This window comes from Streptomyces sp. RG80 (genome assembly GCF_040446465.1).
Taxonomy (GTDB): Bacteria; Actinomycetota; Actinomycetes; order Streptomycetales; family Streptomycetaceae; genus Streptomyces.
Genome location: NZ_JBEAAJ010000005.1, coordinates 535701 through 549990 on the forward strand (window position 1 = coordinate 535701; position 14290 = coordinate 549990).

The following is a 14290-nucleotide window of genomic DNA, read 5'->3' on the forward strand; positions in this document are numbered from 1 at the left end:
GGTCTATCGGTTGGGAACGTGCACACAGCGGATCACCGGTGCGAGGCCAAGATAACCGCACGGCAACAACCATTGACAAGTGTCCAGGATGTTTCTCTACTGTGAACGCTCACAGACGCATGGCAGGCCTTCCGCAGCAGGCGGGGGCCCTGGTCAGGGGAGAGATCCATGCCCATCACGAAGCGCAGCCGGCTCAGCAGAGTGGCAGCATCCGCCGTCGCCGTCGCCCTCGGCGCCACCGCACTCGCCGCCTGCGGCTCGTCCGACGACGACAGCGAGGCCGAGTCCGGCCCGGTCTCGCTGACGTACTGGACCTGGACGCCCGGCATGGACAAGGTCGTCGACCTCTGGAACAAGGGCCAGGGCAAGAAGGACCAGATCACGGTCACGGTGAAGAAGCAGGCGTCCGGTGACACGCTGATCACCAAGATCCTCACCGCGCACAAGGCCGGCAAGGCCCCCGACCTGGTGCAGGCCGAGTACCAGGCGCTGCCGACCCTGGTCAGCAATGACGCCCTCGCGGACATCTCCAAGAACGTGGGCGACGCGAAGGGCAAGTTCGCCGACGGTGTCTGGCAGCAGACCACACTGGGCACGGACGCCGTCTACGCGGTCCCGCAGGACATCGGCCCGATGATGTTCTACTACCGCCAGGACCTCTTCAAGAAGTACGGCCTGACCGTCCCCACCACCTGGGACGAGTTCGCCGAGACGGCCCGCGCGCTGAAGAAGAAGTCCCCCGGGACGGACCTCACGACCTTCTCCGCCAACGACTCCGGCCTCTTCGCGGGCCTGGCCCAGCAGGCCGGCGCCAAGTGGTGGACCACCGAGGGCGACAAGTGGAAGGTCGGCATCAACGACGCCGCCACCAAGAAGGTCGCCGACTTCTGGGGCGGCCTGGTCAAGGAGGGCGCCATCGACAACCAGCCGATGTACACCCCGGCCTGGAACAAGGCGCTCAACACCGGCAAGCAGATCGCCTGGGTCTCCGCCGTGTGGGCGCCGGGCACCCTGACCACCGCCGCGCCCGACACCAAGGGCAAGTGGGCGATGGCCCCGCTCCCCCAGTGGTCCACGGGTGAGAGCGTCACGGGCAGCTGGGGCGGCTCCTCCACCGGCGTCACCACGGACTCCAAGCACCAGGAGGCCGCCGCCAAGTTCGCCGCCTGGCTGAACACCGACGACCAGGCCCTCCAGGCGCTGGCCAAGGAGAGCGGCATCTACCCGGCCGCCACCAACGCCCAGACCTCCGGCGCCTTCGCCACGTCGCCCGAGTACTTCTCGAACCAGGCGGACTTCTACACCAAGGCCGCCGAGATCGCGAAGACCACGGCGCCCTCCGCCTGGGGCCCGAACGTGAACGTCGCCTACACGACCTTCAAGGACGCCTTCGGCGCCGCCGCCAAGAACAAGTCGGACTTCACCGCCGCCCTGGACAAGATGCAGGACGACACCGTCGCCGACCTCAAGAAGCAGGGCTTCGGGGTCTCCGAGTGACGAGCGCACGCCGGAAGTCGTACGGGGTCAAGGGGGCCCCGTACGCCTTCCTCATCCCCGCCACCGTCCTCTTCGCGCTGTTCTTCGCGCTGCCCATCGGGTACGCGGTCTGGCTCAGCTTCCGCAAGGTGCATGTCTCGGGGCTCGGCCTCGGCAAGGGCGCCCGCACCGAGGTCTGGGCCGGTCTGGAGAACTACACCGACGCCCTCACCGACAGCGAGCTGCTGAACGGTGCCCTGCGCGTCCTCGGCTACGGCTGCATCGTCGTCCCGGTGATGCTCGGCCTCGCCCTGCTGTTCGCGCTGATGCTCGACTCGGACAAGGTGCGCTTCACCCCGTTCACCCGGCTCGCGATCTTCCTGCCGTACGCCATCCCCGGCGTCGTCGCGGCGCTGCTGTGGGGCTTCCTGTATCTGCCCGACGTCAGCCCGTTCTACTACGTGCTGGAGAGGCTGGGCCTGCCGCAGCCGGACCTGCTGGACGGCGGCCCGCTGTATCTCGCCCTGTCCAACATCGCGGTCTGGGGCGGCACCGGCTTCAACATGATCGTCATCTACACCTCGCTCCAGTCCATCCCGGCCGAGGTGTACGAGGCGGCGAAGCTGGACGGGGCCACCCCGACCCAGATCGCGCTGCGGATCAAGATCCCGATGGTGGCGCCCTCGCTGGTGCTGACCTTCTTCTTCTCGATCATCGCCACGCTCCAGGTGTTCAACGAGCCGACCACGCTGAAGCCCCTCACCAACTCCGTGTCCACGACCTGGAGTCCGCTGATGAAGGTGTACCGGGACGCGTTCGGCACCGGTGACATCTATGCGGCGGCCGCCCAGGCCGTGATCATCGCGCTCGCCACGCTGCTGCTGTCCTTCGGGTTCCTGCGGGCCGCGAACCGTCGTCAGAAGCAGGAGGCAGCACGATGAGTTCTCTTGCCGTCCGCAAGACCGAGCCGGCGGCCGGGACCACGCCCGGCGCCGCCCAGGGCCCGCCCCTGCGCCGCCGTATCGCGCTCGTCCCGACGATCACGCTGCTGATCGGCGCCGCGTACACGCTGCTGCCCGTCGCCTGGGTGGTGATCGCCTCCACCAAGTCCGGCTCCGAGCTGTTCTCCACGTTCACGTTCCTGCCCGGCACGGGATTCACCGAGAACCTCAAGGACCTCAACGCCTACCGCGACGGCGTCTACTGGCAGTGGATGGGCAACTCCGCCTTCTACGCGATTCTCGGCGCCCTGCTCTCCACGGTCGTGTCGGCGTTCAGCGGCTACGCCCTGGCCACCTACCGCTTCCGCGGCCGGGAGAGCATCTTCAACGTGCTCCTCGCGGGCGTGCTGATGCCGCCGATCATCCTGGCGGTCCCGCAGTACCTGCTCCTGGCGCAGGCGGACCTCACGGACTCCTACCTGTCCGTGCTGCTCCCGCAGATCCTCTCCCCGTACGGCGTCTACCTCGCGCGTATCTACGCCGCGGCGGCGGTCCCGGCCGACGTGGTGGAGGCCGGGCGGATGGACGGCGCCAGCGAGTGGCGGATCTTCACCCGGGTCGCGCTGCCGATGATGATCCCCGGCATGGTGACGGTGTTCCTCTTCCAGTTCGTGGCGATCTGGAACAACTTCCTGCTGCCGTACATCATGCTGAGCGACGACGAGAAGTTCCCGATCACGCTCGGTCTGTACACGCTCCTGGAGCAGGGCGCCAACACCCCGGCCCTGTACACGCTGGTGATCACCGGCGCCTTCCTCGCGGTGTTCCCGCTGATCGCGCTCTTCCTGGTCATCCAGCGGTTCTGGAGCCTCGATCTGCTGTCCGGGGCCGTAAAGTCATGACCATGAGCAACACGGGGGGCCGGCGCAGACCGCCGACGATCCACGACGTGGCCCGCGAGGCAGGGGTCTCGCGGGGCACCGTCTCACGCGTCCTCAACGGCGGGCACTACGTCAGCCCGGCCGCCCAGGAGGCGGTCAACGCCGCGATCCGCAAGACGGGTTACGTCGTGAACCGGCACGCCCGTTCACTGATCACCGGTCGTTCGGACTCCATCGGCTTCCTGCTGACGGAGCCTCAGGAGATGCTCTTCGAGGACCCCAACTTCAACGTCCTGCTGCGCAGTTGCACCCAGGCGCTGGCCGCCCACGACATCCCGCTGCTGCTGATGCTGGCCGGCACGGAGGACGAGCGGCGCCGGATAACGCGGTACATCACGGCGGGCCATGTCGACGGCGTGCTGCTGGTCTCCAGCCACTCCGCGGACCCGGTCGCCGAGGAACTGCGCGAGGCGGGGGTGCCCCTCGTCCAGTGCGGCAAGCCCATGGGGCGCGGTTCCAAGGTGAGCTACGTGGCCGCCGACGACCGGGACGGCGCGTGCGACATGGTGCGCCATCTGCTGTCGCTGGGCCGCCGCCGTATCGGTGTCGTGACCGGTCCGCTGGACAGCCCGGGTGGTGTCGACCGCCTCGCCGGCTACAAGGAGGTGCTCACCGAGGCGGGCATCGAGATCGACGAGCGCCTCATCACCTCCGGCGACTACAGCCGGGCCAGCGGCGAGGCGGGTGCCGAGCGGCTGCTCGCGCAGGCCCCGGACATGGACGCCGTGTTCGTGGCCTCCGACCTGATGGCGCAGGGCGCCCTCACGGCGCTGCGCAGGGCGGGCCGCCGGATCCCCGAGGACGTGTCCGTGGGCGGTTTCGACGACTCCGCCGCGGCGACGGAGTCCACTCCGGCGCTCACCACGATCCGCCAGCCCTACGACCGCATCAGCAACGAGATGGTCCGGGTGCTGCTGGCGCAGATAGGGGGCGAGGACCCGGCCGCGGTGATCCTCCCCACCGAGCTGGTCAAGCGCGAGTCGACCTGACGGACGGCCCCTGTGCGCACGGGCGCGCCGCTCGGCCATCCGGCCGTCGGCGCGCCCGTCCGTCGTTTCCCCGGCGGCCCTCGCCCGGCAGCCGGTCAGGATCGGAGAAGCCGCGCCCCACTCCCCCGTCCTACGGTGAAACCACCGACGAAGGAACCCACGGAGGAGAACCCCGATGACCGCAGGGCTGAACACCATCATCTACCCCGTCAAGGACATCGCCCGGGCGAAGGCCCTGTTCAGCGCGTTGCTGGAGACCGAGCCGTACGCCGACGAGCCCTACTACGTCGGCTTCAAGGACGCCGGTCAGGACGTGGGCCTCGACCCCAACGGACACGCCCGGGGCATGACCGGACCGGTCCCGTACTGGCATGTCACCGACATCAGGGCCCGGCTGGCGGCGCTGCTGGAAGCGGGCGCCGAGCTGCTCCAGGACGTCACGGACGTCGGCGGCGGCAAGCTGATCGCCTCGGTGAAGGACGCGGACGGCAACCTGGTCGGCATCACCCAGGACAGCTGAGGGATCGGGCCCGTTCCCGAATGTGGATGCACACGCATTAACATTCGGTGTATGGCAGTGAACGCGGCCGGCGCCCGGCTCGAAGAACAGTGGCGGGACATCCTGGCGGTCCACGCGCGCACGATGTGCGAGATCGACCGGGTGCTGCACCCGCACGGCCTGGGCGCGAGCGACTTCGAGGTGCTCGACATCCTCGCCGCCGAGGCGCCCGCGCAGGGCGACCTGTGCCGGGTGCAGAACCTGGTCGGCCGGGTCCATCTCAGCCAGAGCGCGCTCTCCCGGCTCATCGGCCGGCTGGAGAAGGACGGTCTGGTGGAGCGTTCCGTGTGCATGGAGGACCGGCGCGGGGTGTGGGTGACGCTCACCCCCAAGGGCCGCGACCTGCACGCCGAGGTACTGCCGCTCCAGCGGGACGCCCTGGGGCGCACCCTCGGCGGCTGAGGACCCTCAGCTCCGGGTCCGGATACGGAAGACGCGATGGTCCGGGGGGTCGGGCAGCGGCGGGCACTCGGCCTCGGGCACCTCTCCTGCGCGGTGATCTCCTCGGTACGCCCCCCTTCGGTCAGCCGTCCGTCGGGCACCGCCCGCGGATTGAGCGCGGGGTTCGACCGGGTGACGGTCGCCGAGGTGGCACGGGTCGCGCAGGTCTCCGAGGCCACCGTGTTCAACTCCTTCCCGGCCAAAGAGGACCTGTTCTCCTCGCGCTTCGAGGCCTTCGGGGAGCGGCTCGTCGAGGCCGTCCGGACCCGCCCGCCCGGCGAGTCGGCACCGGCCACCTTCCGGCGTCGGCTGCTGGCGTCCGAGGGGCTGCTGACGCGGATGGAGGCGGGAGAGGCCGACGCGCTCGACTAGCTCCGTACCGTCAACCGCCTGATCGCGGACAGCCCGGCGCTGCGGGCCCGCGAGCAGCTCGCACACGCCGCCTGCGCCGACGCCCTCGCCGCGGCGCTCGGGCCTTCGCCCTGCTGGAGGACGGGATGCGGGAGTACGACGGCGGCGCACCGGCGGATCCCGGGGAAGGGATGTGAGAACCCGGCAGAGAGCGACACCTCCAAGGCCGTTCGCGGTGCCATGCTGAACAAAAAGCCGCGCGGGGACGGAGAGGCAACGCCTTGGCCGTGGAAGAGGATCTGGTCGCCGAGTTCAGCACCTACACGACGCGTTCCGTGGAGGAGACCCACGACGCGATCGCGGCGCACTACTACGACCTTCTCCTCGAAGTGGCGGGCCGCGCCGAGGACTTCACCACGGTGATGAACGTGGTCGACCTCGGCTCCCTGACCGTCGGCGACGTCACCTTCGGCACCGAGGTGCGCATGCGCTTCGGCGAACCCGGCTTCTACCACATAGGCGTGCCGCTCACCGGCGGCTTCGCCGTCCGGGAAGGGCTCCGGAAGCTGTTGTACGCCTCCACCGGACGCGCGTGCTTCTTCGATCCCGAGCGGTACATCAGCGTCGAGGAGTGGACCGGCGACTGCCACACCCTCACGGTGAAGATCGACAAGCTGGCCCTGCACCGGCAGTTGGAGGCCCTGCTCGGCAGACCGCTCGTCCGGGCGCCCCGGTTCGAGCCGTACATGGACGTTACCCGCGGCCCCGGGCGCAGTTGGGCGAACCTCGCACAGTGGAGCCTGCTGGAGAAGGACGTCTCGCACGGACTGCTGCGCCAGCCCCTCATCCGCGGCCGCCTCGAACAGACCCTGCTGGACGGCGTGTTGCTGGCCGCCGACCACTCCTACCGCGAGGCCCTGGCGGCGCCTCCACCACCGATGCGGCCCGCCTCCGTCAAACGGGTCATGGACGTCGTACAGGAACGTCCCGCCGATCCCTACGACGCCGCGCGGCTGGCGGAGATCGCCCAGGTCAGTGTGCGCACCCTGCAGGAGGCGTTCCGCAGGCACGTCGGGATGTCGCCGATGGCGTACGTCAGCGAGGTGCGGCTGGAGCGGGTGCGCGTCCAGCTGCGGGCCTCGGCGCCGGGGACGACGACCGTGTCGGACGTGGCCTACCGGTGGGGGTTCGTCCATCTCGGCCGGTTCGCGCGGCGCTACCGGGAGCGGTTCGGGGAGACGCCGTCGCAGACGCTGCGCGCCGCCTGACGTCATCCGCCTCCATCTGCCCGGATCCGCCGCGTTTTGCGGACAGTCGCCGCGTATCCCGGAGCGACAGGAGAGCCGTTCGGCCCTATCGTCTGGCACGGCGATCGTGGACGTCCGGTGATGAGCGGAGTCGGCGCCGCTCATCCGGGACGTCGGCGTGAACCCGGGCGCGGGAGCGGGAGACTGCCCGTGCCCGCGGGGCCCGGTCGCTCTCCCCCGCCGTGACCGGTGGCCGGGCCCGCCCCTGTCCGTCAGCCGTGCGCCCGGCCCAGCAGGGTCCGCACCCCCTCCGAGGTGAGGGTCAGCGGGTGTTCGGAGGCCGCGTCTATGGTCAGCGCCAGCTCGTCCGTCGGCCACTCCGAGGCGAGCGCGCCCAGCGGCACCAGCCGGTAGCGGGAGACGTAGGGCAGCAGCCCGGCCAGCTCGGACTCGGAGGTGAAGACGGGCACCACCGGCGCTCCGCCGGGCTGCTCGATCACGGGCAGCGCCACCGCCGTGGGATCGGCGGCGTCCGCGTCACTGGCGTCGTCGGGTACGGGGACGAGGACGTCGCTGCTCGCGAGCGTGTCCAGCGCCACCGTGTCCTGGGTGTTCTCGGCGAGCGCGTCCAGCGCCCGCCGGGCCGGTGTGGTGGGGTTGTCGTTCGCGGGTGTCTGCATGGGAATCCCCTGATAGCGGCGGTCGTGCGGTCGGTCCGGGGCATGCTCGGCCCCGGCGCGGCCCTGCTCGCGTACCCGATCCGGACGCGAGCATTCCTTCGGGGATCCTCGGGAGCCGCCGATCGGGCATCCGGGTGCCCCGGAGTATTCAGGGGATGAGGGGGATGTGATCCGAGGGCAGGCCCAGCCGGTCGCAGCCGACCCGGCGGAACAGCGGTTCGGCCATGCTCGGGCCGACATGGGTCCAGTAGGTGGCCGCGTCCCGGAAGTAGCGCTGCATACGCTCCCCGTCCCGGGCGTGCCGGGAGCCGGCCGTGCGGAAGAGGATGTTCTGGATCGCGTCCCAGGCCATGCGCCCGGCGTTCAGGAACATCAGCGCGAGCCGGTTGTCCTCCGCTTCGGTGAAGGGGGCCTCGCCCGCGACGTTGCGCCGGCAGGTCTCCATCCAGTCGGCGGCGGTGTGCTGGAGGGCCGCCTCGGCGGTGCGGATCAGACCGAGGGCCTCGCCGAGGTGGCGTTGGTAGTCGTGGAGCTCCGCGCGGGTGCGGTCCGGCTCCAGGATGAGCGGCCGGGCGGGCAGGATGCGGGCGTACTCGTCCACGGCGGCGTAACCGGTGCCGATCATGATGGCGGCGAGCTCGCCGTGGTAGAAGCTCGGCGCGCGATGGGCGTACATCGGGTTGCCGTGCAGTTTGGAGCCGACGCTGCCGCCCTCGCACGGCAGGTCGAGCAGGCTCGCCTCGCTGGTGAAGTGGGTCGGTATACGGGCCTGGTCCATGTGGACGCTGTTGGAGCCGCTGCCGCGCAGACCGAGGATGCCGTGCCAGTCGTCGAGGACCGTCCATACCGAGCGTGGGGCGACGAACAGCAGCGACGGTCCGGGCGGGTCGCCCGCGCGCAGGGTCTGGCCCAGGTAGTGCGTGGACCAGGGGGCGCCCGAGGAGTACGGCCAGGTGCCGTCGAGGACGACATGGCCGTCACCGTCGGGCCGCGCGACACCGATGGGCGCGACCGTGGACGCCGCCCGGAAGTCGCCGTCGGCGCCGAAGATCTCGTCCTGGGCCTGCTCCTCGAAGAACCCGGCGACCTGAAGGACATGGGCCGCGGTGAGGGACAGGGCCCAGCCGGTGGAGGGGCAGCCCCGGGCGACCTCGGTGACCACGCGGTAGAACACGGGCAGTCCGAACTCGTAGCCGCCGTATCGGCGTGGCTGGAGCATCCGGTAGAAGCCGGCCCGCAGGAAGTCGTCGTGGGTGGACTTCGGGTAGTGCGTCAGCCGTTCGGTCTCCGGCTGGCGTTCGAGCAGCACGGGCCGTAACTGCACGGCCCGTTCGATGACGTCTTCCGCGGTGAGTCCGGGTTCGGGAGCGGCGATCACGGTGCCTCCTGACGTGTGGGGACGTCCGCATGTGTCGCGACAGGATTGATTGAACACGGCAACCGCCGCCCCTGTACCCACCGGATAACGCCAACTACTTGAGGTACGGACCGTCCGTCCCGATCTTGCCGGGACCGTTCAGCACGTACACCCGCAGGTTGCCCTTGCCCGGCGCGGACACGGAGAGCGTGCCGCCCGTGACGGTCTTGACGTCACCGGTGACGGCGTCCTTGTAGGTGCCGTTCGGAATGCCGGTGTAGGTCGCGGCGCCGGTGACCGTGACGAGGGCGAAGCTGTCCGTACTGCCGCTGGTCCAGCGGCGCTTGAAGGCCATCGAGCCGCTGATGCCGTCGGTCGAGTACTGGCCCGTCTGGAGTGCCGGGATCGCCCGGCGGATCTGGTTCAGCCGCTGGAGGTGCTTGGCGAGCGGCTGGGCGAGGGTGGTGGCGACCTCGCCGGACGCCGAGTCGACGGTGCCGAACTCGGAGGCGGTGACGGTGCCTTGGAGGTGGTCGCCGTAGTACGCCCGGCCGGTGCCGGCCAGCGGGCAGGTGGGTCCGCAGTCGATCTGCTTGCCCTTCTGGAACTCGATCTCCGAGCCGTAGTACAGCGTCGGGATGCCGCGGAAGGTCCACATCAGCGCCATGTTCTCGGCCCAGGCGTCGGTGCCGCCGGTGTAGCGGGTGCTCGACTTGTTGGGGCCGTAGTCGTGGCTGTCGACGTAGACGACGTTGTACGTGGCGTCGTTGACGCTGTCGTCGGAGTCCTTGCCGTTGCCGAAGGCGTTCTGCGCGTCGCTGAAGTTCATGTGCATGCGCATGTCGATGATGTTCATGCCGGAGAACTGGCTGCGGTCCGGGGTGTGGTAGCTGTTGCCGTTCAGGAAGGCGTTGGTCGACGTGGGCTGGTTGCCGGTGCCCTGATTGTTCTCGTAGGTGAACTGCTCGATGGCCGCCTTCTCGTCGTCGGCGCTGTACTCCTTGCGCTCCTTCCAGGTGAAGAACTGCGCGGAGTGGTTCACCGACCCGCGGTTCCACTTGTCGTTGACGAAAGCGCCGACCTCGCCGAAGACGAAGAAGTTCTGGGCGGCCGTGGCACCGAACTTCTGGGTGACGCGGTCTTGGATCGCGGGCAGGAAACGGCGGTTCCAGGTGACCCGGGGGATGTGGACGGCGGTGTCGACGCGGAAGCCGTCGACTCCCATGTCGATGTACTTGTCGTAGGAGCCGATGAGGTAGTTCTGCACAGGCGTCGACTCGGTGTTGAAGTCGGCCAGGTCCTCGTGCAGCCAGCAGGAACGGGAGTCCTCGCCCTCCCAGTTGCCGATCCAGCACTGGTGGTAGTACGCCTTGGGGAACATGCCCGAAGTGGGGCTCGGCCACTGGCAGTTGTAGAGCGTGTAGCCCTCGGCGCTCTTGCCGCCGGTCGGCTTGCCCCAGTTGACGCAGGTGTTGCCGGTGGGTTCGGCCGTCGACCACAGGTCGCCGTTGTAGTACGACTTCCCGGACTTGGTCTCGACGGTCAGTCCGTCGTACTCGAAGCCCTCGTTCCTCTCGTCGTAGTACCAGCTCCACTGGGAGTCTCGGACGCCGTAGACGGTGGGCGTGTACAGGCCCTTGGCGCCCCAGCGGGAGCTGTGGTTGTAGACGACGTCCTGGTAGACCTTCATGCCCTTGGCGTGGGCGGCGTTGATGAGGTCCTGGTAGGTGGCGCCGGCCGACTCCAGGCGGGGGTCGACCTTGTAGAAGTCGTAGCCGTGATAGCCGTGGTAGTCGTAGTCGGAGCGGTTGAGGACGACCGGGGTGATCCAGATCGCGGAGAAGCCGAGCGCCTTGACGTAGTCGAGCTTGTTGACCAGGCCCTTGAAGTCGCCCCGGAACATGGGGTCGTTGTTGGCGGCGTTGCCGGACTTGGTGTGCTGGCTGCCGCCGCGGTTGTTGGAGCTGTCGCCGTCGTAGAAGCGGGCGGTGAGGACGAAGTAGATGGGGTCCTTGCGGGGGTCGGTGCCGAGCGGGGTGCCGGCCGCGGGGGCGGGAGCCGTGGAGCCGGTGGTCGCGGTCGCCCCGGCGGAGGCGGGTGAGGTGTTGCCGGCCGCATCGACCGCCTTCACGGTGTACGTGTAGGCGGTCTTCTCCTCGAGTCCGGTGTCGGAGTACACGGTCGAGCCGACGTCGACGACGACCGTGCCCTTGGTGCCGCCCGTGCGCGTGACCTGGTACTTGGTGACGCCCTTGTTGTCGGTGGCGGCGTCCCAACTCACCACGACCGAGGTGTTGGTGGCGCTCGCGGTGACCTTGGTCGGCGTGGTGGGGGCTTCGGTGTCGGGTGCTTCGGTCGCGCAGGGGTTGGCGGCGCCTGTCGTGACCGCCTTGTCCTTCACGGTCGTGGTGCCGGTCGGGATCGTGTAGTCGGCGCTGTTGTTGTTGTCCCAGACGCCGTTGCCGTTGTTGAACGCCGCCTTCAGGGAGGTGGCGGTGCCGATGTCGAGGGTCTTCTTCCACCAGCCGGTACAGGCGGACTCCATGCCGAGGCCGGGAGCGGCCGTCCACGAACCGCCGCTCGGCGCGTAGTGGATGTTGGCGGTGGTCCAGCCGGAGGTGGCGGTCGAGTAGTAGACGGTGGCCTGGTTGCCGCTGCCCGTGCCGGTGTCGGCGCACGGGTCGCTGTGGGCGATCACCCCGTCCTTGACGGTGAGGGTGCCGGTGCCCAGCGCGTAGTTGTTGCCGCCGTTGTTGTCCCAGGTGCCGCTGCCGTTGTTGAAGGTGGCCTGGAGTCCGGTGACCGAACCGAGGTCGACGGTCTTCTTCACCCAGTCCGTGCAGGCGCTCTCCATCCGCGTGCCGGGGACGGTGGTCCAGGAGCCGCCGTCCGGGGCGTAGTGGAGATAGGTGGCGGACCAGTTCTTGGTCTTCGTGTAGTAGAAGACGGTCGCCGAGTTGGCCGTGTCGGCCACCGGCGCCATGGGGGTCGACGGGTTCGCGTCCGGCACTGCGGACAGCAGTCCGAGCAGCCCGGTCGCCGCCACGAACGCCACGAGGGGGCGTCTTGGCAGCCGTGGGGGTGCGGATCTCATGGGCGACTCCAATACGGGCCGGAATCCCGGCTCTTGCAAGAAGAACCGGCAAGTTCCTGAAAGTTCTTGCGGCTTCGCGGAAGCTACAGGGACATGACAGTCACGTAAAGGGGGGTCGCACAGCTTTCAACGAACTGGTCGGCCGTCAGCGGCCCAGCAGCTCCGCGGAGTTGGTCACGCGGATCAACGGCCGGTACAGGTCCATGACGTGCAGCGCCTTGGCGTGCGAGTCGTCGTCGGCGCCCGCGCAGGCGTCGGCCACGACCACGACCTCCACTCCGGCGTCCGCGGCGGCGAGCGCGGTCGACAGCACACAGCAGTCGGTGCTGACACCGGCCAGGACCAGACGGCCCTCCGGGCCGACCAGGGAAGCCAGTTCGGGCGTCCATTTGCCGAAGGTCGGGGCGTCCAGCACATGGTGTGCCTCGGCGGCGAACTCGTCCGTCAGTCGCCACAGTTGAGCGTCAGGGGGTTGCAGGGCGAACGGCCACTGCCGGTAGTAGGCGCGCCAGGCGCCGGTGGGGTGCTCGGGTGCCAGGAAGCGGGTGAAGGTGACCTGTTCGCCGAAGGCCGGCAGCAGACGTCGTACGCCCTCGGCGGCCTCCGCGAAGCGGGGCGTGGCCCAGGGGCTGTCCGGGTCGGCGAAGACGTGCTGCATGTCGATGACGGCGAGTCGGCCTGTCATACGGCGGGCACCTCCGCCGGGCTCGGCTCCCGGGCCTCCTGCTCCCGGACCCGGCCGCGGCGCAGGGCGAGGGTGCCGAGGAAGCCGAGCGCGAGGGCGAGGAGGACGCCGAGGTTGGCGTAGGCCCAGGCGCCTGACTTGCCGCCGAGGCCCAGCGGGTCCAGGAGGTAGCCCTGCCACTCCAGCCAGCTCGCGGCCGAGTTGGTGACCAGGCCCCAGCCGAGCGCGGTGGCGGTGAGGGTGAGGAGGAGCGGGGTGAGCGGGACGTCGCCGTAGCGGCCGTGCGGGCGGTAGAGGTCGCCCTCGTCGTAGTCGCGTCGGCGCAGGAGCAGGTCGGCGAGGAAGACGCCGCACCAGGCGGCGATGGGGACGCCGAGGGTGGTGAGGAAGCCCATGAACTGGCCGAGGAAGTCGTCGGCGAAGAAGACGATGTAGACGGATCCGGCGATCATCAGCACGCCGTCGACGAGTGCGGCCAGATAGCGCGGGATCCTGAGGCCCGCCGACAGCAGCGCGAGGCCGGACGAGTAGATGTCGAGGACCGCGCCGCCGACCAGCCCGAGTACGGCGACGACGGCGAACGGGACCAGGAACCAGGTGGGCAGGATCGTGGTCAGCGCGCCGATGGGGTCGGCGGCGACGGCCTCGTTGAGCGTGCTGGAGGAGCCGGCGAGCAGCAGCCCGAAGACCAGCAGCAGGAGCGGGGCGACCGAGGCGCCGAAGGTGGTCCAGCCGATCACGCCGCGGCCCGAGGAGGTGCGGGGCAGATAGCGGGAGTAGTCGGCGGCGGCGTTGACCCAGCCGAGGCCGAAGCCGGTCATCATGAAGACGAGCGCGCCGATGAACTCCTGCGCGGAGCCCGCCGGTACGGCGCTGACGGTGCTCCAGTGGATGTGGTCGGCGACCAGGGCGACGTAGACGACGGTGAGCACGCCCGTCACCACCGTGATCACGGTCTGGAGCCGCATGATCAGGTCGAAGCCCATGACCCCGCCGACCACGGTGAGCCCGGCGACCACGATCAGCGCGACCACCTGGGTCCCGGTGCCGCCGCCCCAGCCGAGCCGGCCGAAGACCGTCGCGGTGGCCATGGTGGCGAGCGCGCACAGCACGGTCTCCCAGCCGACGGTGAGCACCCAGGAGATCACCGACGGCAGACGGTTGCCGCGCACCCCGTAGGCGGCCCGGCCGAGGACCATCGTCGGCGCCGAGCCGCGCTTGCCGGCCACGGCGACGAAACCGCACAGCAGGAAGGAGAAGACGATGCCGAGGACGCCGGCGACCAGCGCCTGCCAGAAGGAGATGCCGAAGCCGAGGACGAACGCGCCGTAACTGAGCCCCAGTACGGAGACGTTGGCTCCGAACCAGGGCCAGAACAGCGTGCGCGGGGTGCCCTTGCGCTCGGCGTCGCCGATCACGTCGAGCCCGTGCGTCTCCACCTGGAGCTGCCTGGCTCTGTTGTCGAGGGAGTCCCTGGCATCCGTCATCGTCGACCTCCCTGCGCATACATGTCGAGGTGACGCTAAGTG

The 14290-nt window shown here is 69.5% G+C and carries 13 protein-coding genes; 8 read left to right on the forward strand and 5 right to left on the reverse strand.

All coding sequences use genetic code 11. From position 1 onward, the window contains the following. Window positions 1-168 precede the first annotated feature (168 nt). The 8 genes from ABKA17_RS20185 (at window position 169) to ABKA17_RS20220 (ending at window position 6966) form a co-directional block, all read left to right on the forward strand. Complete coding sequence (locus ABKA17_RS20185; RefSeq protein WP_353693495.1) at window positions 169-1497, forward strand: ABC transporter substrate-binding protein; 1329 nt, start codon at window positions 169-171, stop codon at window positions 1495-1497. Next, window positions 1494-2417, forward strand: a complete 924-nt coding sequence (locus ABKA17_RS20190; protein ID WP_353693496.1) for a carbohydrate ABC transporter permease — start codon at window positions 1494-1496, stop codon at window positions 2415-2417. The genes ABKA17_RS20185 and ABKA17_RS20190 overlap by 4 nt, the downstream gene beginning before the upstream one ends. Beyond that, window positions 2414-3319, forward strand: a complete 906-nt coding sequence (locus tag ABKA17_RS20195) for a carbohydrate ABC transporter permease (protein WP_353693497.1) — start codon at window positions 2414-2416, stop codon at window positions 3317-3319. The genes ABKA17_RS20190 and ABKA17_RS20195 overlap by 4 nt, the downstream gene beginning before the upstream one ends. Beyond that, entirely contained in the window at window positions 3316-4347 is a 1032-nt protein-coding gene (locus ABKA17_RS20200; RefSeq protein WP_353693498.1) for a LacI family DNA-binding transcriptional regulator, read from the forward strand. Before ABKA17_RS20195 ends, ABKA17_RS20200 begins: the two co-directional genes overlap by 4 nt. 175 nt (window positions 4348-4522) lie before the next feature. Further along, on the forward strand, window positions 4523-4867 hold the full coding sequence (locus ABKA17_RS20205) for a VOC family protein (RefSeq protein WP_353693499.1): 345 nt from the start codon (window positions 4523-4525) through the stop codon (window positions 4865-4867). 51 nt (window positions 4868-4918) lie between these two features. Continuing rightward, window positions 4919-5308, forward strand: coding sequence for a MarR family winged helix-turn-helix transcriptional regulator (locus ABKA17_RS20210; protein ID WP_353693500.1), 390 nt, complete (start codon window positions 4919-4921; stop codon window positions 5306-5308). 36 nt (window positions 5309-5344) lie between these two features. Beyond that, window positions 5345-5719, forward strand: a complete 375-nt coding sequence (locus tag ABKA17_RS20215) for a TetR/AcrR family transcriptional regulator (RefSeq protein WP_353693501.1) — start codon at window positions 5345-5347, stop codon at window positions 5717-5719. A 266-nt stretch (window positions 5720-5985) separates the two neighbouring features. Continuing rightward, window positions 5986-6966, forward strand: coding sequence for an AraC family transcriptional regulator (locus ABKA17_RS20220; protein ID WP_353693636.1), 981 nt, complete (start codon window positions 5986-5988; stop codon window positions 6964-6966). A 251-nt stretch (window positions 6967-7217) separates the two neighbouring features. On the opposite strand, the gene ABKA17_RS20225 is transcribed toward ABKA17_RS20220, so the two are convergent. From ABKA17_RS20225 to ABKA17_RS20245, 5 genes are all read right to left on the reverse strand, one after another. Further along, window positions 7218-7625: an SseB family protein gene (locus tag ABKA17_RS20225; protein ID WP_353693502.1), complete on the reverse strand. Its 408-nt coding sequence runs from the start codon at window positions 7623-7625 to the stop codon at window positions 7218-7220. A gap of 148 nt (window positions 7626-7773) precedes the next feature. Continuing rightward, entirely contained in the window at window positions 7774-9003 is a 1230-nt protein-coding gene (locus tag ABKA17_RS20230; protein WP_353693503.1) for an acyl-CoA dehydrogenase family protein, read from the reverse strand. Window positions 9004-9097: 94 nt separating this feature from the next. After that, window positions 9098-12076, reverse strand: coding sequence for a carbohydrate binding domain-containing protein (locus tag ABKA17_RS20235; protein ID WP_353693504.1), 2979 nt, complete (start codon window positions 12074-12076; stop codon window positions 9098-9100). A 145-nt stretch (window positions 12077-12221) separates the two neighbouring features. Continuing rightward, window positions 12222-12761 (reverse strand): isochorismatase family protein, encoded by a 540-nt coding sequence (locus ABKA17_RS20240; protein WP_353693505.1) that lies wholly within the window; start codon window positions 12759-12761, stop codon window positions 12222-12224. Further along, entirely contained in the window at window positions 12758-14248 is a 1491-nt protein-coding gene (locus ABKA17_RS20245) for a purine-cytosine permease family protein (RefSeq protein WP_353693506.1), read from the reverse strand. Before ABKA17_RS20245 ends, ABKA17_RS20240 begins: the two co-directional genes overlap by 4 nt. Between the last annotated feature and the right edge of the window lie 42 nt (window positions 14249-14290).

Excerpts from the sequence above, each read along its gene's own strand:
- ABKA17_RS20185 (WP_353693495.1), top strand. The coding sequence starts at position 169 with ATGCCCATCACGAAGCGCAGCCGGCTCAGCAGAGTGGCAGCATCCGCC.
- ABKA17_RS20195 (WP_353693497.1), top strand. The coding sequence starts at position 2,414 with ATGAGTTCTCTTGCCGTCCGCAAGACCGAGCCGGCGGCCGGGACCACG.
- ABKA17_RS20200 (WP_353693498.1), top strand. The coding sequence starts at position 3,316 with ATGACCATGAGCAACACGGGGGGCCGGCGCAGACCGCCGACGATCCAC.
- ABKA17_RS20205 (WP_353693499.1), top strand. The coding sequence starts at position 4,523 with ATGACCGCAGGGCTGAACACCATCATCTACCCCGTCAAGGACATCGCC.
- ABKA17_RS20210 (WP_353693500.1), top strand. The coding sequence starts at position 4,919 with ATGGCAGTGAACGCGGCCGGCGCCCGGCTCGAAGAACAGTGGCGGGAC.
- ABKA17_RS20215 (WP_353693501.1), top strand. The coding sequence starts at position 5,345 with ATGGTCCGGGGGGTCGGGCAGCGGCGGGCACTCGGCCTCGGGCACCTC.
- ABKA17_RS20225 (WP_353693502.1), bottom strand. The coding sequence starts at position 7,625 with ATGCAGACACCCGCGAACGACAACCCCACCACACCGGCCCGGCGGGCG.
- ABKA17_RS20235 (WP_353693504.1), bottom strand. The coding sequence starts at position 12,076 with ATGAGATCCGCACCCCCACGGCTGCCAAGACGCCCCCTCGTGGCGTTC.
- ABKA17_RS20240 (WP_353693505.1), bottom strand. The coding sequence starts at position 12,761 with ATGACAGGCCGACTCGCCGTCATCGACATGCAGCACGTCTTCGCCGAC.
- ABKA17_RS20245 (WP_353693506.1), bottom strand. The coding sequence starts at position 14,248 with ATGACGGATGCCAGGGACTCCCTCGACAACAGAGCCAGGCAGCTCCAG.